Here is a 19,271-nt window from a genome sequence, read left to right as displayed (position 1 = left end):
GTCAAGCCGGGCGCCGCCGTGCTCGACGTCGGCGTCTCCCGCGTGAACGGCAAGATCGCCGGGGACGTGGCGCCGGACGTGGAGGATGTCGCCGGCTACCTCACGCCCAACCCGGGCGGCGTCGGGCCGATGACGCGCGCGCTGCTGCTGTCCAACGTCGTGGAGGCCGCCGAACGGCTTCGATGACCCGCCGGGACACACCGAAGGCGCTCCGGTCGCGCTGGACCTGCCGCAGCACGCCGGTGGCCTGGTGGTCGCGCCGGTGCCGGCTTCCTGAAATGACGAGAAAGGCCGATCATGGGCGGTACCACCTGGGCCTTGGCGGGCGGCGGCGCCCGCGGCCCCCTGTTCATTAAATGCGCCGCCATGCCCCGGGAGGCCATGGCGGCCTACCGCGCCTATGAGGCGGGACGCCGCTCGACCTCCATGCACTACCCCGAGCCCGGCACCACGACAGGCAGGGAACGCACCCTCGGCGAGGGCCGAGAAAGGTACGCCGCCGTCGTGCTTGATCTCATCCCGGCCCTGAGCGGCGGCCCCGCCCGGCACCGCGCCGCCAACGTGTCGGGTGCCGGCCGCATCGACGCCCTGGACGCCAGGGACGTGGCCGAGATCAGCGTGGCCGCCGACGCCGACGGTATCCGGCCGCTGCCCTGCGGCGCGGTACCCGAGCCGCAGGCCGGCCGCATACGGCGAGTGAAGGTCTTCCAACGGTTGCCCCTGCATGCCGTGGCCGTACGTCCTCGCCGGCTGGCGGTTCAGGCGCTGATGATCCACCCCCTGATCCTGTCCTGCCTTCGGGCCGCCCCGCTGGCCGAGACCGCGCATCGTGACCTCATGGGGGTATGGCGGTGAGCGCCTTCCCGCCCGAGCGATCCGTCCTGGTCGTTGGCGACTACTTCGTGGACCTCATCTTCTCCGGCGTGTCCCGGTGGCCGCAGCGCGGCGAGGAGGTCTTCGCCACCCAGACGATGTTTCTGGCCGCCGGAGCCTTCACCCAGCAACGGGCATTGCACCGGCTTGGAGTTCCCGCGCGGTGGGCGGCCCGGCTGGGCAGCGATCCGCACAGCAAGCTGGTGCTCGACACGGCCCGGGCGGAAGGCGTCGACACCTCCGCCTACATTCTGAGCCCGGGGCCGGTCCGGAACCTCTCCGTGGCCATCTCCCACGCCGGCGAACGCGGCTTCGTCTCCTTCCGGGAATCGGCGGTGCCGCTTCAGGTCGAGGACCTCATCCCGGCTCAGCGTCCGGCATGTGTGCTGCTGACGGAGTTCCTCCGTGGCCCGCGGCTGGCGTCGATCGTGCACGCGGCCAGGCGGGTCGGGACCACCGTGTTCATGGATGGCCAGCACATCGACGCCACCCTCGACGACCCCGCTGTCGCCGCCGCGGTGCGAGAAGTCGACATCTTCGCTCCCAACGCCGACGAAGCACGCCGCCTTACCGGTCACGACGACCTGGACCGCGCTCTTTCGACGCTCGCCGGACTGACCCGTACCGTTGTGATCAAGAACGGCTCGCACGGCGCCGTCGCCGCGTCCTCTCACGAGCGGGTGTCCTTCAGTGCGCCCCCGGTGACCGTCGCCGACACCAGCGGGGCGGGAGGTTGCTTCGATGCGGGATTCGTGGCCGGTCATCTCTTCGGCCTCGGCTTGGCCGGGTGCACCGCACTGGCCACCCTGTGCGGCGCGCTGTCGGTCACTGGACACGGTGGAGCCGCCGCCCCCACGCTGGCCAGGGTCGCCGAGCACGCCCCCGAGCTCGTCCCCTGGGCCACTTCCCAGCAGCGGTCATGACGGGCGACGATGCTGCCGGCCGTGGGGGTGCGGCCGGCAGTGGCGAACATCCAGCCCTAGATATCTAGGCCGTGACCTGATCCAGGTAGTCCCCCGTCAGTGGCTTGCGGCCGCTCAGCGTGATCTCGCCGCTCTCAAACCGCTGACCCGTCACCTGGTAGCTCGCCCTGGCGGCGCCGGGGTCCGTGGCGTCGTAGTCGACCGTGAAGGCCCATTCGCAGGTGAAGAACTTGTGGAACTTGTTCGGCGCGACCTCCACGACGGCGTGGGTGACGAAGGTGTCTTTGATGGTGATGCCGCGCAGCTTCTGCCCCTTGGCCCACAGCTTCGGAAGACCTCGTCGTCGGCGCGTCATTAGGCGCCACCGCCGTCGGCGCGTCGGGGACGATCTGCGCGGACACGCCCTTGTACCAGGGACGCCGACTGGTGTCCAAGGCGTTGGAGAATCTGTTGCCGACTGTCACGCCGTCGTAGGTGGCGACCCGGTCGCTCGAGGTGAACTGCAGGATGCCCGGCTTGGAGGCGCCCGTGAAGTCCTTCTTCGCCCGCAGTCCGGCAGCTACCTCGAATAGCCCCATGCCGACCTCGATCACGTCTGTCCGGTACCGGTAGTCGCCCAGCAGACCGGACACGTGCGCCCGTTCCTCGAAGACCGGCTGCCGGACGAGGACGAGCGGCGTAGCCAGTACCAGCTCCTGTCCCGCCACGGTGTCCTTGTGATCGAGCGCCAAGCCGCTGCTCATGCACCCCTGCAGGAACGTCGCGATCTCGAACGGCTCCTCACCGATGCCGGCGACATAGGCGTCGAGCTTCTCCTTCCACGAGCCTCCCAGCTCGCGGATTCCCGCGGCTTCCGTGAGCGCTTTGCGGATCTCCGGCATCGCCCCCGCCAGAGGGAAGTCGCTCGCCGAGACGGCGTTCAGCAACGCCACCACAAACTGCTCGTCCGCAGCCAGCCCGGAGCCGTCCACGAGCTTTTGCAACTGCTCGACCGTCTGCTGATCCGGTGCCGTCTCGTAACGCTTGACGTACTCGACCGCTGAAAACATCGTCCCCTGCCGCCGCAACCGCCTGTGCGGTTGTCCGGGTGTGCAGAGCAAGCTCCCGCGGTCCCTGATACAGCTCACGCCGAACAAGCCTCATCCGGACACTCGACGTCGCCCCCTCCGGACCGAGCGGTGAACAAGTACTTCCCGCTCGCTTGGGACGACCGGTTGAAGCGGTCGCCACAAGCTCGATGCCGCCGTGCCCGAGCAGTGCTGTCATGACCTGATCAGCCCTCGGTTGGCCATGATCGAGCGCAGGATCGCGCCCGGCGAGAAGAGCACACTCGGATGGGTCGTCATGGTCATCACATCGTTGAAACGCTTGGCGATGATCTTGTCCTTGGTCGCCGCGGAGACCACCTCCTCACCCAGCCAGCGAGATATGCGCTCCGACAGGCTGAGCATGCCGGTGTCTGGCTGGCGCGCGTCATCCGCCTGCGTGGAGATCTGCCACGCGGCGTCGACGACGACGCGTTGCAGCCGGAAGAACTCGCGCGCCGGGACGTCGAGGTCAGGGGAGGAACGCAGGTACGCCGACAGGCAGGACGCGTGCAGCGCCGCTGACGTCATGCCCTGCCCGTAGACCGGATTGAACGACGCGACCGCGTCACCCACGCTCACCAGGCGCGCTGGCAGCCGTCCCACCAGGTGGAAGTCACGACGCCGGCTGTCGGCCTGGTGGTAGGTCTTGATCTCGCCGATGAGTTCTCCGGCCACCGCCTGGCCGAAGATCGGCGGAAGGTCTTCCCGGCAGCGGCGGAGGAAGTCCTCGGTCGTCCGTCCGGGCCGATCGTCGTCGTAGCCGGCCAGCAGGACCACCCATCGGTCTCCCTCGACCGGGCTGACGGTGCCCCCAGCGGTGCGCGCCGTCGAAAGGTCCGTGGTGCGGCGTGAGACGGCGGCCACGTCGTCCGACCGGAGGCTGTCGCGGGCGAAGTAGCCGGTCGCGTAGTTGAGGCCCACGCTCTTGCGGCGCAGGGGCGGGCGCTCCCAGCCCGCGCCCTCCAGCCATTCGCTCAGCCTGCTGGCCCGGCCCATGGCGTCCACCACCAGATCCGCCGCCTCGGCCACCTCCCTGTCCCCGCTCTGGTACCGCACGCCTACGACGGCGCCGGAATGGAAATCCAGGCCCATGATCCGGCCCTTGACCGTCCGCACGTTCGATACCTCAAGGGTGCGGCGGCGGATGAGTCCCTCGAGAAAAGGGCGGCTGCTGCAGAGCATCTCGGTGTCGTAAATGGGGTCCTGGCAAACGCCGTCGATGTACGTCAGGATGTTCTTTCCCGACACCATCACCGCGCCTTCTCGCTGCCCTTGGGAGGCGAATCCCGGGTACCAGCGCTCAAGCTGCCTGAGCCCGCCCAGCAGCAAGGTGTGCACCTGGGAACTCTGTGGCACACCGGGACGCGAATTCTCGGTCGTGTCCAGGTCATCCCGATCAATGATGACTACGGTCTTGGCGTAATAGGCCAGGACTCGCGCGGCGATCAGACCGGCGACGCTCCCGCCCAGTACCGCCGCCTTATCCAAGATTGTGGACGTATGTTCGACCTTTGTCGTGCTGATCGAATTAAAAATTCTAACGGCGGAAGCAGGCATGGACACTCCACTGATAGCGGTAATGACGCGTACGACATTAGCTGTGAACATGTGACATCAAATCTGTAAAGCGACTGGATGCTCCTGGTGTTCACCTCGGGATGTGCGGGCGTCAGCGAAGACGGGCATGCCGGAGATGGCGAACCTCGAACGGAGCGGTGATAGGGACTACGCGGTACGCGCCGATCATTCATCGCCGCGCGGCGACGTCCGAGGTTGGCAATAACACTGGCCCGGCGCCAGCGCCTGAGTTCGCCAATGGTTCCGGAGTCGCCGCGCGTGTCGCGACTGATAGATGAGGAGATAGGATCATTTCATCTTCGATCAATTTCTCAGGACTACCATCTCTTGACCTCCTTGGGGACATCTTGCATTCTGATGACGCTCGGAGCGCCAGATTTCGTAACGCCGTTCGTGCTGCCACTCCAGTGCCACTTGCTGACATTGTCGAAGGAGTAGCGGTAGTAGACGGCTTTTCGGCCTTCGCCGATCTTGGTCCATCGGTGTTTGCCGACCTGGACACTATTGGCAAATTGTTCTGCCGCGTCGGGCGGCAACACCGCTCTTCCCGGGTTGTATGGGTGAGGGCCGCCCGTCGGGTCATGATGCCCCGGGTTTTCATACTCGGGGCATTTCGTGTTGTGAACGAGTACCGGCGTTATTTCGGCAAGAACATAGTATGTATGCAGGTTGGCGACGGTCACGTTGTGGACGCGCTGCTCAGCGGTGCGCTGCCTGATGGCGCTCACCTGTACGTACGTGCCTGCGGAGGTGCGCAGCCACATGCCCGCCCGTAGCTCCTCGGCCGGCACCCACCTATTCAGCGCGGGGACCCAGAACGGGTGGTGATCGGTGGCGGTCACCGCACCGGCGTCTTCGCCGGTGCCCACGGTGACGTGGACCAGTCGCTTGAGGCCTTCGCTGGTGATGGTGGCAGTGACGGTCTCGGCTCTGGTCTCACCGGTCTCGGGGTCGGCAGCGAGGACCTTGTCGCCGATCTCGAGGTCCTGGATCGCCTTCGTGGTGCCGTCCGCCATCAGCACCCGGGTGCCGGGGACGAAACTGCTGCACTTGCCGACGGCATCTTCCAGGGCGTCGGCATATCGCGACCCTGCCTTCGCGCTCTTGGCGCTCACGATGCTGGCCTTGGCGACCTTGCCGTACCCGCCGGTCGCGACAGTGAGGGCGAGGTCGGCGCCTGCCCATGCGCAGGACTTGAGGGAGCCCTTGGCGCAGCCGACGTAGTCGCCGATGAGGGCATCCTTGATGGCGGACAGACTGGGCGGTCCACCTCTTTCCAGGAGGCCGAGGTCACGGACTGCAGCGCAGAAACGGTTGAAGCCGCCGCCCGCCTGACACTCGAAGTTCAGCCAGGCCTTGAGGTTCTCCTCGTAGGACCCTCGGTGGTAGGGCCGTAGCTTGAATTCGGCCTCGGTGGGGATGCGCTTACCCTCGATGATGATCGTTTCTTGCGTCGGCATGATCCGGTAGCGGGGCTTGCTGTGGCCGCTGCCACTGCGCTGGCCGCCGCCGCCACCTCCGCCACCGCCGCCGCGGGGGGCGTGCATTCCGCCACCCGTTCCTGGCGGAGCTGACGGGATCGATGAGTCACCGGGCCTCTTGTTCACTCCGCCCGCGCCGTACTCGCACGAGCCCGCGCCGCTGCCGCAACCGTAGTCCAGGCCGCTCGGGTCGCTGAAGGTGAGCGGGTTGTGACCGGCGTAGGCGTAGCCCTGGTGCTTCTGCGGCTCCGACAGGTCGAGGATCGGGTCCACGCTGAGGAAGCGGCCGAGGGCCGGGTCGTACTCGCGTGCGCCCAGGTGCACCAGCCCCGTCGCCTTGGTGTCGTCGATGCCGCCGACGAAGCCGCGGGTTCCCGGCCAGGCGAGCGGCGGCGTGCCGCGCGGCGCGCCGAAGGGCAGCGTGCGGCGCTGGGTGAGCTGCTGGGTGGCGGCGTCGACGGACAGGTGGCCGGTGCCGTGGTGGTCGGCGAGGGTGAAGGAGATGGCGCCGTTGTCCTTCTGGACGGCCTGGTGGCCGCCGCCGAGGTCGAGGTAGCGGGTGGCCTGGGTCGCGGTCGCGCCCTTGGCCAGGGTGATCTCGGTGGCGCCGAGGTAGAGGGTGGTCTCGGTCGGGGTGCGGCCGATGAGGCGGTTGCCTTCGGCGTCGTAGAGGTACTCGGTGACCTTGCCCGCCGAGTCGGTCACCTTGGCCAGGTGGCCCTCGATGTCCCAGTCGAGCGTCTGGCTGACGCCGCCGGCCTTGCGGGTGCGGGTGTTGCCGGCCTCGTCGTAGGCGAAGGTGTCGGGCGCGGCTCCGGTGGAGGGGGTGACGGAGGTGACGGCGTGGGGGCGCGGCTGGCCAGCCGCCGGGTAGGCGTAGGTGCGGGTGACGTCCTTGGCGGTGTCGCCCGCCGGATCGTGCAGGGTCTCGGTGACGCGGTTGCCGACCTTGTCGTAGGCGTAGGAGTGCCAGTACGCGGCCGGACCGCCGAGCACGCCGGCGGCGGGCGAGCCGGCGCAGGCGGTGGTGGCCTGGGTCCACGCCTCGGTCAGGCGGCGCACGTGGTCGTAGGCGAAGCACTGGGTGTCGGTGCCGGAGCGGGAGACGTCCGACACCGACAGCACGTTGCCCGCCGGGTCGTAGCGGAAGGACGCCTGCTGGTCGACACCCGGCACCTCCAGACGTTCCATCCGGTAGGCGGCCAGGCGCTGGGTGCCCCACTCGTAGTCGTTGGTGACCGTGGTCGGCTTGCCGCCGGTGACGGCCATCTCGTACGTCAGCGGCTTGCCGGTGTAGGAGTAGCTCGTCGTGCCGGTCGCGCCGAGCCCGTTGACGGTGGACAGCCGTAGCGTCGCGTCCTCGTAGGCGTAGGCGGCGGTGGCCGCCGGGAGCGACCCGGCCTGCGGGTAGCCGGTGCCTTGTGGCAGGCCGGACTCCTTGTAAGAGGTTCTCGACGCGTACGTGCCCGCCAGGGCGCCTTCCCCGGAGGGGATGACGACCTCGGTGGAGGTCGGCCGGTAGAGCCGGTCGTAGCCGGTCACCCGCTTGCTGTAGGCCTTGCCCGCGACCCAGCGGATGGACTCCGCCAGCAGGCCCTCGGCCCCGTCGAGCGTGTCGTACTTCCATTCGGCGCGCAGTTCCCCGGTCGGCGAGCCGGCGCGCAGCTGGGTCTTGCGGCCGAGCCCGTCGTAGAGGTGGGCGAGGGTGCCGGTGGCGTGCGAGGCCAGGGTGAGCTGTCCCCGGTCGTCGTAGGTGTTCTTGACCACGCCCTTGTCGGGATCCGCGGACTCGATCTGGCGGCCGAGCAGGTCGTAGCGGTAGGCCCAGGTGTTGCCTGCCGGGTCCTTGAGCTCTTTGAGCTGGCCCGCCGGGGTGTAGGCGTAGCGGGTGACGTCGGCGCCGCTAGCGTGGTGCTGGTGTAGTTCGACCGTCTGGCCGCGGGCGTCGGTGACGGTGGTGGTGACGGTGCCGCCCTGGGGCGGGGTGACGGTCACACGGTCGCCGCCGTAGACCGTCTTGGTGGTGGCCAGCACCTGGCCGCCGCCGCTGTTGCCGGCGACCTGCCTGACCTCGATCTCGCGTCCCAGGCCGTCGTAGACGTGGTGGACCTGGGTCTCCACGGTCAGCGCGTCGGCGGGCTGGAACAGCTTGCCCGCCTGGCCGTCCTTGGTGAAGTAGGTGACGAAGTCGACGCCGATCAGGCCGCGTTCGTCGTAGTGCGTGTCGGAGATGAGCAGGCCCCCCTCGGGGCCGGGGCTCTGGGTCTGGCGGGGGCGCAGGAAGCCGTCGTACAGGGTGTGGGAGGTGCGCTGCTCTCCCCGGTTGCCGATGGTCTTGGTGCCGATCGCGGCAGGGGCGTCCGCGGTGATGGTGTAGGTGAACTCGTACGACGGCGTCTGGCTGGTGAGCCGGTTGGGCAGCCAGACCTTGGTGAGGCGGCCCAGCGCGTCGTAGCCGAATTGGGTGACGCGCCCGTTGGTGTCGGTGGTGCGGGTCGGCAGGCCGCGCGCCGTCTCGTGCAAGGTGGTGGTGACCTGCGTGCTGGCCGGGTCGTCCGGCCGGGCCCGCGGCGTGGTCACCGTCGTGGCGGTGACCAGACCGGTCGCGGGGGTGCGGACCGTGGCCGTGGTGCGCCCGTCGGTGCGTGGAGTCCTGGTCAGGGCACCGGTCGCGGTCACCTTGACGTCGGCGGTGAGGTCGGTGTTGCTGGTAGTGCGGCCGTAGGCGTCGAAGGTCGCGCCCGACTCCACGTACACGGCAGTGGTGCCGGAGTACTCCTTGAGCACGGCGGTGGCGGTGGGGGTGCCCCTGACGGGGGCGGTGTCGTAACCGCCGCCGTCGTAGGCGGTGCGCACGTCGGCGATGACGTTGTCGGGCCGGATGGCGGTCCTGCCGCACGCCGTGGCCACTGTCTCCACCCGCCTGGGCAGCGTCTTCAGCCCGGTGTCGGCGGCGTAGGTGGTGCGGGTGCACTTGTCGTCGGCGGGAGTGGAGTCATCGCCGAAGTCGTCGGTGGCGGTCACCCGCCCGGCCACGGTGTCGTAGGTGTTGGCGACCGAGGTGGTGCGCCACTTCTCGCCCTTGCCGCCGTCGAGGGAGGTCCAGGACCTGGTGTGGGCGGTGCCGGAGAAGCCGGCGGTGATCGTCCCCCAGGGGCGTTCCTTCTTGGCGGTCTGGTGGCGCCACGGCCTGCTCACGGTCTTGCCCAGCACCGCGCCGCCCGGTCCGGAGAAGGTGACCGTCTTGTAAGCGAATCCGGCGGCCGCGTCGTGGTCGGTGATCGGGTCGCCTTCTGCGGGGTCCAGCTCGACGGTGACGCTCTTGGTGCCGTCGGCGGCGTTGGGGCCCTTGCGGTCGCCGTGCATGCCGCGCAGGAAGTAGGTGTCGGACTGCGTCTTCATGGCGCCGCCCTGGCCGCCGGTGCGGACCCGGACGTGCCCGTGGCCGCGCCACTGCGACCAGGTCTTGAACTTCTCCTTGGTCAGGCCGTCGTCATCGTCGTAGTGCCAGGCCGCGCCGTCCAGGTAGTCGTAGGCGGTGACCTGGTCGGGGGCGCCCCCGGTGCGGTCGGTCGCAGTCACGCTGGTGACGACGTACTTGTTGAACCAGCTCAGCTCGGGATCGTCGGTGGAGCTGCCGCCGATGTACTGCGGGAAGCACCGGGTGGTGTTGGTCTGCGGCGTGGGCAGCTTGTCCCAGGCGCAGGCGGGTTCGGAGTAGCCGACGTCGAGCTGGCCGCCCGCCTCGTCCGAGATCGTGCTGAGCCGGTCCTTGATGAACGGCGCGTACCCGTCGCCCGTCTTGTCCAGCCGGTTCTGCAACTGCGTGTAGCCGAAGACCGTCTTGGGCAGCGTGACCACGGGGGTGGCGGTGTGGCCGGTGCGCTGGATGGAGTCCAGCAGGAGCTGGTAGTCGGTGTCGGCCATGCCCCACCGGTGCGTCAGCGTCCACGTGTCGATCTTCTTGCCGCCGGCTTCGGTGGTGATGGAGGTCAGCCGCTTGCGGGTGAAGAACGTCGGCGACAGCCGCCCGTCGTCGCAGTCCTCCCCCTCGTCGCAGTTGAGGTCCCAGGGGGTGTCGTACCAGTGGAAGGCGTTCTGGTCGATCGAGGAGCAGGTCGCCGTGGCGTCGGGGATGCACCGCTCGCCGCTGGTGAAAGTCACCTTGGCCAAGGCGGCGGCCGTGTAGACGGTGTCCTTGCGCAGCCCGTACTCGATGTGCTTGAGCACGCCGCCGCGGACGTAGCGGGTGTCGTTGGTCTTGTCCAGGAACCGGCCGTAGGAGTTGGTCTCCTTGTCGTAGGAGAAGGCCATGGCGTTACCGTGCGGGTCGACGACGTAGTCGAGGTTCCACCGCCAGCCCTGCTGGCACCACGAGTCGGAGATCTTGTCGGTATGGCACGGCTCGCCGACGTCGTCGCCGAACACCGGCACGGTCCAGGTCGACTCGGTGGTCGGCTTGCCGTCGCTCCAGCCGGGCAGCCGGTTGTAGCCGAAGTAGTACTGGATGCCCTCGGCGGTGGTCAGCTTCCAGTACTCGTCCTTGCGGGCGCCGTTGCCGCGCACGTCTCCGGCGCCGCCGTAGAGGCGCTGGATGACGCTGCCGTCGTCGCCGCGGAACTTCCACGTGTCGGTGCCGGCGGGCACCAGCTCGCCGCTCTTGCCGCCGAAGGTGATGAAGGCGTTGTCGTAGGCCCAGCACAGGTCGCCGGTCTTGTGACCGTCGGCGTTCTCCACCCCGTCGTCGGAGCACGGCTTGTAACGGCGTTCGATGTGGCCCGGCCACAGCTCGAACCCATCGCCCGCCCAGGAGGCCTGATTGTTGGTGCTGGAGGTGCGCCCATCGATGCCGCCCGAGGAGTACGACAACGTCACGTCCGGGGCGAGCCCGCCGGGCACGTCCGGCACGGCGATGGGGTAGCTCCAGCCGAAGTCGCCGGTGTTGAGATCGGTGGCCCAGGTGGCCGAGGGCGACAGGGTGGTCGCGGTGTAGTCGCCCTTGTCGCTGCTCGCCCCAGCCACGGCGGCCAGCACCGTGGCCGTGCCCGCGCGTAATGGCACGTCAGTGGCGGTGAGTCTGCGTTTTTCGACGTCGTTGGCCGTTTTCACCGGGGTCGTGATCCGGCACTCCGGCTTGTCGGGGGTGGTGAGCGCGCACGCCGGCAGTTCGGCCAGGCGCAGCCGGGAGGCGTATGCGCCGCCGTATAGCTCGGCGAAGCCCGCGTAGTCGAGCTCGGCCCGCGTGCTCGCGCTTTTCATCCCGGCTTTGGCCTGCAGCGTGAACACCGGTCCCGGCACACCCGCCTTGCGCACCGCCTCGCGGCCGAGCACCTGGGTCTGAACGCCCGCGCCGGCGTGCACGCCCGCCGCCGGCCAGGCCGCCCGCGGCTTCCCGCGCGGCGGTTCGCTTCGCAGGGTGCGGGGCTTGACCGAGGCGGTCGTGCCCGCGACCGGCTTGTCCTGCCGGGCGGACCCGCCGTCGTGGGCGGTGGCGGGCGGTGTGACCGGCAGCACCTGCAGCAGACCGCTCGCCACCACCACGGCCAGCGCCGGCGACAGGCGCCGCCACCATCGAATCGTCGTCATGCCAGGACCTTTCAGAGGCCGGGAACTTGTGAGGGGAGGCCAGGCTGGCCGACCGCCAGATGCGCGATCTGCAGCTCCGTCAGCGTGCCCTGGAAGGTCCACAGGTCGGAGATCAGCCCCGGCCAGTACTCGCCCCACGCAGACGTCCCAGTCTTGGCTCGGCCGACCTGCAGAGGCTGGGCGGACTTGAAGCCGCGGGTGTTCTCCGTCCAGGAGATCTGCGGCTCACAGGTGGGGTCGTCGGGCTCGCCGTTGCCGTCGTCGTCGGCGCAGCCGATGCCCTGCGGCTCACCCTTGACGTACAGCGTCAGTTCGTTGGTGAAGGCGTCGTAGACGACCACCACATGGTTCCATTCGGTCGGGCTGAAGAACTGGCCGTGCTCGGCCTGGGCAACGGCGGCGCCCGCGGCGTCACTGTCGGCCATGCTCGCCCGCCATCGGCCCGGATCGGTCGGCGGATCGTTGGGATCGCCGCTGGGGGCGGGCGGCGTGTACCGCAAGGTGATCGCGCTCTGCTGCAGGCCCGGGATGGTGAGCACGGCGGACTGCCCGGACGGATACGAGGCAGCCTTGACCCAGACGGAGACCGTGAAGCTGGCGCTGGTGTCCACCGGGACGGCCGCGCTCGTGGCGTACTGGCCGGAGCCGCTGAGCTGCAGCTGGCCGTCGATGGAGCCGTCTTTGGAGCCGGCGGCCACGCTGGCGCCGCCGTGCAGTGTGAGGTTGTTGCGCGGCTCGGTGTCGTCGTACGTGACCGTGACGGTATTCACGTCGAACTTCCACCGGCCGGTGACCACCGGGCGCTGCTTGAACAGCTGGGTGATCTCGGCCCCGGACAGCAGCCGGTCATGGACGCGCAGGTCGTCCAGCTTGCCCTGGAAGTGGCTCACCGGCCCGGTCAGCGTTCCAACGGCTGCCGCTGCGCCCAGGGTGACCTCGCCGCCGGCGTACCAAGGCGTGGTGAAGGGCTGGGTGGCCTTGAGCTGGCCGTTGACGTAGAGCTGGATGACGCCGGCGTCCCGGTCGTAGACGCCGGTCAGGTGGGTCCACTCGCCCAGGCCAGCGGGCGGGCAGGTGACCGTGCCGTTGCCGCAGGGGTTCTGCACAGCGCGCACCGAAGGCGCGGAGGCGTTGTCGGCGCCGGCACGCATGAACACCCAGCCGGCTGAGGAGGAGTGGTACAGCTCGAAGCCGCGGTTGTGCACCCCGGCCTGACCGATCACCGACATGTTCCTGGACGGCTTGTCGCCGGGCAGCCAGGCCCAGGCCGACACCGTGAAACTCTGGGCTGTGTCCAGCAGGGGACGGCCCATCGTGGCGTGGTCGTCCACGCCGTCCAGCTCCAGCGCCGTTCTGCTCACCCCGGGCGCGCCGAGGCGGGCGCCGCCGCGCAACATCGCGTCGGCCTGCTGCGGCCGGCCCGTCAGGTGCGGCTGCTCCGGCTGGTCGTCGAGCATCCAGATCAGCTTCGCGGGACGGTTTGTGATCACTGGCTGCCTGGCGGACAGGCGGGTGATCTGGTCGTCGGGCAGTTGGTAGTCGAACAGCTGAACCTCGTCCAGGTCGCCGGCGAAGAAGTTCCTGAGCCAGGAGTGGCCCATTCCGGAGGCGCCGAGGATGGTTCTGGCGCGGGCGTCCCAGGGGCCGATGTAGGTGGTGGCGGCGGCCTGCACGCCGTTGACGTAGAGCCTGATCTGCTGCTTGGCGTTGTCGAACACGCCGGTTACGTGCGTCCACACGCCGAGCCTGGCGCCGGCGCACGCGGTGTCGCCGGCCGGGCAGGGCGGCTGCTCGGCTTTCACCTGCGCGGCGGTGCTGGAGTCGGAGGCGTGGGTCATGAATGTCCAGCCGCCGGTCCCGGAGTGGAACAGCTCGAAGCCGCTGGTGTTCTGGCCCGCCTGAGAGATGGCCGTCATGGCCCTGGCGGGTTTGTCGGCGGGCAGGCGGGCCCACAGTGCGACCGAGAAGCTCTTGCCCGTGTCGAGCACGGGCGCCTCGGTGGCGGCATGGTCGTCGGTGCCGTCCAGGGTCAGGCCCGTTCCGGACACGCCGGCGCCGCCGGGCCGTAGCCCGCCGTGCAGCCCGGCCGGCCAGGCCGCGCCCACGCCTGCCACCTGGGCGGCGCCGGCGTTCTCGTCCATCTGCCAGCCGGCCCGCTCCTGCTGCCCCGACCGCACTCTGAACCGGTAGCCGAAGGGTGCTGAGGCGTTGCCGGCCGCGTCGAAGGAGCGCACGAACAGAGTGTTCACCCCGATCTTGGGCGGCAGGAGCTTGATCGTCCGCTCGGCGCCGCCGGTCGTGGTGACGGCGCGGTCGGAGGACGGATCGACGTTGAGGCCCCACCAGTACTTGACGACGCCGGTGTCGGCGCTCTTGAGGGTGAATCGGCCGTACTGGCCCATCCCGTCGTGCCAGGGATCATCCGGGTCGTCGCTGTTGGAGGCGGGGTATTCGGCCGAGGTGACGGTGGGTGGTGCGGGCGCGGTGGGGTCGTAGAAGAAGTAGCAGGACGTCGCGTCGCCCTCGTACGACCATGGCGAGTACTGGGCGCCGTCATGGACGCGGGCGAACCAGTGGATCTGTTTGTCCTTGGGGATCGAGGACGGCAGGGTGAGGGAGAAGTCGGAGTAGGACTTCTTGGTCGTGGTGCGGGAGGGCTTCCACTCGCCGCCGTCCCAGCGGGCCATGAACTGTACCGAGACGTTGTCGCCGTCGGGGTCGGAGACGTTGTTGGCGTAGATCTTGCCCAGGGTGCGCGTGTAGGGGGCGTCTGCCGGGCGCTTGCACAGGCCGCCGTACTCCATGCTCAGCTGCGACATCTTGATCTGCGTCGGCGGGCGGTTGTACCGGACCCTCAGGTAGGCGTCGTCGGCGAAGCGTTTCCAGCCGTACTTGTCGTTCTCGTCGGAGGCGCGCAGGCCCAACGTCACGGTGGACCACTTGCCCTTGGCGGCCTGCTGGACCGCCGGCTTCACGTCGAACTCGGCGTCCTTGGAGGCGCAGCCGTCGTAGCCGTAGGCGAAGGATTCCGTCTTGAGATGGTCGATCCAGAAGCCTGCCGCCTCCTGGGTGTTCCAGGTGGTGGAGGAGGAGATGTCCTTCGTACGCCACACCTGCACCCCGCGCGCATCGCAGGAGGCCGACCAGGCGTTGCGCACCACGAATTCGGCCGACAGGATCGTCCGTCCCGCGAACCTGGAGGTGGGCAGACGGTAGAACAGGCGCTTGGTGTCGTAGGGGTTGCAGTAGTACCACAGGCAATAGCCCATGCCGGCGTCGGACTCGCCGTTGAACTTCCACTGCGGGCTGGACGCCCAGTACTTCGAGACCATCGTCCACGCGCTGGCCTTGGGCGTGTACCACTGCGGGTCGATGAAGACCGGATACACGGTGTCCCGGCCCCGCAGCACATCGGTGTCGGGCCTCAACACCAGCTCGGCGCCGCCGGACGGCACGTCGACGCCGACCGGCGTCAGCTTGCCGGACTCGGCGGGACCCGGCTCGCCCGCCGTGCCACGCTGTTGCGGGCCCGACTCCCGACTGCGCGCATCCGGGGAGCCCTCGTGGCCGGGACTGGAATCCCACATGAGCGGCTGCGCGGTCTCGAACACCGCGCCACCGGAGCCATCGTCGATCGCCGACAGCCCGCCCGCGTCGTTCTTCCTGACCGACATGCCGTCGGCGGCCAGCTTCAGCCGCAGTTCCGTCAACCTGGCGTCGGCTGCCGCCTGGGCCGACTTGACCACCAAGACCTGGCTGAAGCCGTCCTGCTGCGCCTTCAGCCGCAGGTCGACGCCGGGCAGCACGTCAACGTAGGTGGCGGTGTCGCCTTCCACCCGAGGCGTGGGCAGCGATCCCGGCCACGACAGCGCCAGTTGCCTGCCGGCCTGTGCCATCCGCACCAGCGGCACGTCGCCGCCGCCGGAGAACGCCAGACTCACGGTGGCGGCCCGGGGAGCCACCATGCCGTCGCCGGTACGGGCCAGCGTGGTGTCGATCGGCGTCCATGCGCCGCCGATGCGGGTGCGGACCGGGCGCAGATGCTCGCGCGCCTCCAGGTGCCCCTCCGGGGTGACGAAGACCTCGCTGCTCTCACCGCGCAGCGAGGCCACCTCCACAGGAGCGCCGGTGCGCCGGGCCTCGGCGGCCGCCTCCTGCTCGCTGGCCTGCGCCCCGCTCTGTCCAGGTGGGGGCGCGGATGTGGGGAGTATCGAGTCAGCGGCGGCTTGGGCCGGGACCGAGGCGGTGCCGGCGGTTAACCCGGTGACTGCCATGCTGATCGACACCGCGAAGGCCGCGGCGGCCGTGACGGCGCGGCGCTTGTGACGCGTGCGGTTCACTGGGTGCTTCCCTTCTCATCCTCGCCACGGCCACGCACCCGTGGGCAAACGACATCAAGGTAGGAAGCGGGACAGAAAAGCGAATCCGTTGCGTGACTGAATTCAACGGGTAGCCACCTAGGCCTGCGGTCGCGTGCGCCTTTCCGTGGGCTGACCGCCAAACAACCTGCAGGCGCCCGGTTCTGCGGATCAGTCATGCGACGGATTCGTTTCCCTCAGGCAGCCCTCATCGCCGGTGCTGTGGTGGCGGGGACGCGGCGGGCGGGTTCGGCTGTCGTCGCTGGTCATCCGACAGATGCGCCCAGCATGCCACCGCGTGATTGTTGTCGGTGAATCCTGCCACCTACTGGTTACGGGGGGAACATGTCCACCTACACCGACACCGTGCATGTTGACGGCGGCGCGTTCCAGATGCCCCTCTGGGCGCCTGAGCGGGGGAGTGGTCCCGGTCTGCTGCTGATCCAGGAGATCTTCGGTGTGGGCACGTACATCAGGAAGGTGGCCGAGGATCTGGCCGGCCTGGGCTACGTCGTCGGCGCGCCGGATCTGTTCTGGAGACTGCAGCGCAACTGGGCTGCCGAGCACGACGAAGCAGGCCTGGCACAGTCGCTCGATCTGAGCAGCAAGTTCAGCTTCGAGACCGGAGTGAGCGACTGCGCGGCCGCCTTCGAACGGCTTGCCGAACTGCCGGAGGTGAACGGCGGCGTGGGGCTCATCGGGTTCTGCCTCGGCGGGTCACTGGCCCACGCCGTGGCCGCTGAGACCGGCCCTGCTGCGGTGGTCTCCTTCTACGGCTCGAAGGTGCCCGCCCTCGTCGACCTCTTGGACGCCATTACCTGTCCCGCGCAGTACCACTTCGGGGGCGAGGATCCCTACATCCCCAGGGAGAAGGTCGCGGCCGTGGAGAAGGCGGCGGCGGGACGGCCGCTGGTCGAGGTCCATGTGCAGGAGTCTGCCGGGCATGCCTTCCACAACTTCGATGCGCCGCACTTCCACGACGCGCCAGCCGCAGAGGCCGCATGGCGGCTCACCGTCGATTTCCTGCGGCGGCACCTTCCCGTCTCCTGATGTCCCTTCTGATGATGGCTGAAATCTGCGGGTCGGTGCTCGCCGTGAATATCGGGCAGGCGAGGCCGATGATCGTTCAAGGCGAGAGCATCGTGACCGGCTTCGACAAACGTCCCGCGTCCGGCGCCGTCCGCGTCGAGATGGACGGGCTGGTGGGTGACGACCATGTCGATGATGCGCTTGACCGGGACCGCGCCGTGCTGCTCTACCAGCGTGGCCACTACGACCGGTGGGAGCGCGAGCTCGGCCGCCGGCTGCCGCCGGGCACGTTCGGCGAGAACCTGACGATCGCGTGGCCGCCGGATGAGGAGGTCATGCTCGGCGACGAACTGCGCGTCGGTGATGCCCGGCTGCGAGTGACGCAGCCCCGCATCCCGTGCCGGAAGATGGCGGTGCGGCTGGGTGAGGGCGCGGGCTTCCCGGGCCGATACCTGCGCTCTGGGCGGTTGGGATTCTTCTGCGCGGTGGTGCGACCCGGCCATGTGCGCCCCGGCGACCGGATCGAACTCGTGCGCCGCGGCACCGGCGGCATGTCCATGGCCGAACTGGCCCGGACGCTGCATGGGGAGCCCTCCCCGGATGCGCTAAGGCGTGTCCTGGCCTGTGGCGCACTGCCGGCGACGCTGCGTGCGAAGGCCGCGAAGCTTCTCGAGCGGGCTGCGGGAGGCGAGGCGTGGCCGGGCGAGCGGACCCTGGTGGTCACGGCGCGGCGGCGTGAAGCCGCCGGGGTGGTCTCCTTCGACCTGGCGGATCCGGACGGCGCACGCCTGCCGGAGTTCCAGGCGGGCCAGTTCCTGACCTTGGTGCTGGATGTGCCCGGTGCCGGCAGGCCGGTCGTACGGACGTACACGATCGTGGGGCGGGGCGAGGACGGCGGCCATCGCATTGCGGTCAAGCGCGAGCTGGCCCCGCCTGGGGCTCCCGGTGTTCCCGCGGGCCTGGCATCCGCATACCTGCACGCGCAGGTGCCGGTGGGTGCGCGGGTGCGGGCGCGGGCGCCGCGCGGGCGTTTCGTGCTCGCCCCTGGCCGGCGGCCGGTGGTGCTGGTCAGCGCTGGGATCGGCATCACGCCCATGCTGGCCATGCTGGACCGGCTGGCAGCGGACGAATACGGCCGTGAGGTTTTCCTCGCGCACGGCGCCCGTTCGTCGCGTGAATTCGCCTTCGGCTCCCAGGTACGCCGCATCGTCGCCTCCAACGTGCTCCTGCGCAGCCACGTGATGTTCAGCCGGCCCGAGCGCGAGGACGTGCGGGGGCAGGCGTTCGACGAGGCCGGGCGGCTGACGCCGGCCGTTCTGGAGCGGATCCTGCCCTCCTTGGATGCGGACTTCTACGTGTGCGGGCCCGGCGGGTTCATGCAGGACATGATCAACGGCCTGATCGAGCGGGGTGCCCCTCGCGACCGGGTGCGTTTCGAGGTCTTCGGGGCGGCGCGTTCGCCGTTGCGTGACGACGGCGTGCAGGCCGGCGCTCCGGCGGTGGACGCTCACGGGTGGCCGATCCTGGTGACCTTCATGCGGTCCGGGCTCGCCGTCCCCTGGCGGGAGAACACCTTCAGCCTGCTGGCCCTGGCGGAACGAGCAGGCCTGCGCCCGGATGCCTCGTGCCGCTCGGGGCTGTGCGGCGCTTGCATGTGCCGCATCGACGACGGTGAGGTGGAGTACGCCGTCGACCCGGTGAACGGCGTACCCCCGAACCAGGTGCTGGTGTGCTGCGCGCGTCCCACGACGAGCGTCATGCTCGACATGTAGGAAGGCTTTGACGGCAGGGGCAGCCGTCATCGGAAGTTTGCTGGACGATGAGGGCGTGCAGCCAGTCCGCCAGGTCGAAGGGCAGGCCATGATCGGGAGCGCTTCGGGCGGGCACCTTCATCGCCGGCATCCCGCATCCGCGCGAAATGCCCTGAACCGAGCGGCATTACTGTCTCCGTCCGATCACGGGCTGCGGGGACCAGGCTGGGGCGTCTGCCGGTCGCATGACATCTCGAAGGCAAGGCAAGCGGCATCTCCTCCGAGGACCCCTTGTGGTGTGTGCTCGAAGTTGATCACCTCCAGCCGGATGACAGCTGCGGACGAGTGCCGCTACTTCCAGCTTCGAGAGCCTGGACGCTGTTTCTGCAGCTGGGCTCGGCTGACCCTGGAGCGACAGCTGGCGATGAGGACTGGTGGAGCGACAGATGCAGCGCGCCGGTCCTGGTTCCTACTTTGGTGCCGACCGTGCTGGACAACGACGTGCGCGTGCTGACGGCCGTGCAGCAGTGGTTCGGCGAGGGCGTGGGGCACTCGTCGTTCGCGCTGGTCACGGTCGGGGCGGGCATCGGCTGCGGGCTCGTCA

The 19,271-nt window shown here is 69.2% G+C and carries 8 protein-coding genes and 1 pseudogene; 5 read left to right on the top strand and 4 right to left on the bottom strand.

The genetic code is table 11. The features are described from left to right. The 3 genes and pseudogenes from AB0I79_RS61535 to AB0I79_RS61525 all read left to right on the top strand — a co-directional run. Positions 1-186: pseudogene (locus AB0I79_RS61535) on the top strand (bifunctional methylenetetrahydrofolate dehydrogenase/methenyltetrahydrofolate cyclohydrolase); the annotation flags it as partial. A gap of 111 nt (positions 187-297) precedes the next feature. Continuing rightward, positions 298-855 carry a hypothetical protein gene (locus AB0I79_RS61530; protein WP_357895440.1) on the top strand — a complete coding sequence of 186 codons (558 nt, stop codon included), beginning with the start codon at positions 298-300 and terminating at the stop codon, positions 853-855. After that, entirely contained in the window at positions 852-1,796 is a 945-nt protein-coding gene (locus AB0I79_RS61525) for a carbohydrate kinase family protein (protein WP_357895437.1), read from the top strand. The genes AB0I79_RS61530 and AB0I79_RS61525 overlap by 4 nt, the downstream gene beginning before the upstream one ends. A gap of 134 nt (positions 1,797-1,930) precedes the next feature. On the opposite strand, the gene AB0I79_RS61520 is transcribed toward AB0I79_RS61525, so the two are convergent. The 4 genes from AB0I79_RS61520 to AB0I79_RS61505 all read right to left on the bottom strand — a co-directional run bounded on the left by AB0I79_RS61520 (position 1,931) and on the right by AB0I79_RS61505 (position 15,869). Continuing rightward, positions 1,931-2,845, bottom strand: coding sequence for a hypothetical protein (locus tag AB0I79_RS61520; protein ID WP_357895434.1), 915 nt, complete (start codon positions 2,843-2,845; stop codon positions 1,931-1,933). Between the two features lie 213 nt (positions 2,846-3,058). Further along, entirely contained in the window at positions 3,059-4,441 is a 1,383-nt protein-coding gene (locus AB0I79_RS61515) for an FAD-dependent monooxygenase (RefSeq protein ID WP_357895431.1), read from the bottom strand. A gap of 338 nt (positions 4,442-4,779) precedes the next feature. Beyond that, complete coding sequence (locus AB0I79_RS61510; RefSeq protein ID WP_357895428.1) at positions 4,780-11,529, bottom strand: polymorphic toxin-type HINT domain-containing protein; 6,750 nt, start codon at positions 11,527-11,529, stop codon at positions 4,780-4,782. An 11-nt stretch (positions 11,530-11,540) separates the two neighbouring features. Continuing rightward, positions 11,541-15,869, bottom strand: coding sequence for a LamG-like jellyroll fold domain-containing protein (locus tag AB0I79_RS61505; protein WP_357895425.1), 4,329 nt, complete (start codon positions 15,867-15,869; stop codon positions 11,541-11,543). A gap of 363 nt (positions 15,870-16,232) precedes the next feature. Between AB0I79_RS61505 and AB0I79_RS61500 the strand changes: the two genes are divergently transcribed. Further along, positions 16,233-16,937, top strand: coding sequence for a dienelactone hydrolase family protein (locus AB0I79_RS61500; RefSeq protein WP_357895422.1), 705 nt, complete (start codon positions 16,233-16,235; stop codon positions 16,935-16,937). Next, on the top strand, positions 16,937-18,688 hold the full coding sequence (locus AB0I79_RS61495) for an MOSC domain-containing protein (RefSeq protein WP_357895419.1): 1,752 nt from the start codon (positions 16,937-16,939) through the stop codon (positions 18,686-18,688). Before AB0I79_RS61500 ends, AB0I79_RS61495 begins: the two co-directional genes overlap by 1 nt. Positions 18,689-19,271 lie beyond the last annotated feature (583 nt).

Origin of the sequence: Nonomuraea sp. NPDC050202 (assembly GCF_040656115.1) — a bacterium.
GTDB lineage: Bacteria > Actinomycetota > Actinomycetes > Streptosporangiales > Streptosporangiaceae > Nonomuraea.
Note: the sequence above shows the minus strand (reverse complement) of the source record. Positions and strands in the feature narration are given on the sequence as shown.

Excerpts from the sequence above, each read along its gene's own strand:
- AB0I79_RS61530 (WP_357895440.1), top strand. The coding sequence starts at position 298 with ATGGGCGGTACCACCTGGGCCTTGGCGGGCGGCGGCGCCCGCGGCCCC.
- AB0I79_RS61520 (WP_357895434.1), bottom strand. The coding sequence starts at position 2,845 with ATGTTTTCAGCGGTCGAGTACGTCAAGCGTTACGAGACGGCACCGGAT.
- AB0I79_RS61515 (WP_357895431.1), bottom strand. The coding sequence starts at position 4,441 with ATGCCTGCTTCCGCCGTTAGAATTTTTAATTCGATCAGCACGACAAAG.
- AB0I79_RS61510 (WP_357895428.1), bottom strand. The coding sequence starts at position 11,529 with ATGACGACGATTCGATGGTGGCGGCGCCTGTCGCCGGCGCTGGCCGTG.
- AB0I79_RS61500 (WP_357895422.1), top strand. The coding sequence starts at position 16,233 with ATGTCCACCTACACCGACACCGTGCATGTTGACGGCGGCGCGTTCCAG.
- AB0I79_RS61495 (WP_357895419.1), top strand. The coding sequence starts at position 16,937 with ATGTCCCTTCTGATGATGGCTGAAATCTGCGGGTCGGTGCTCGCCGTG.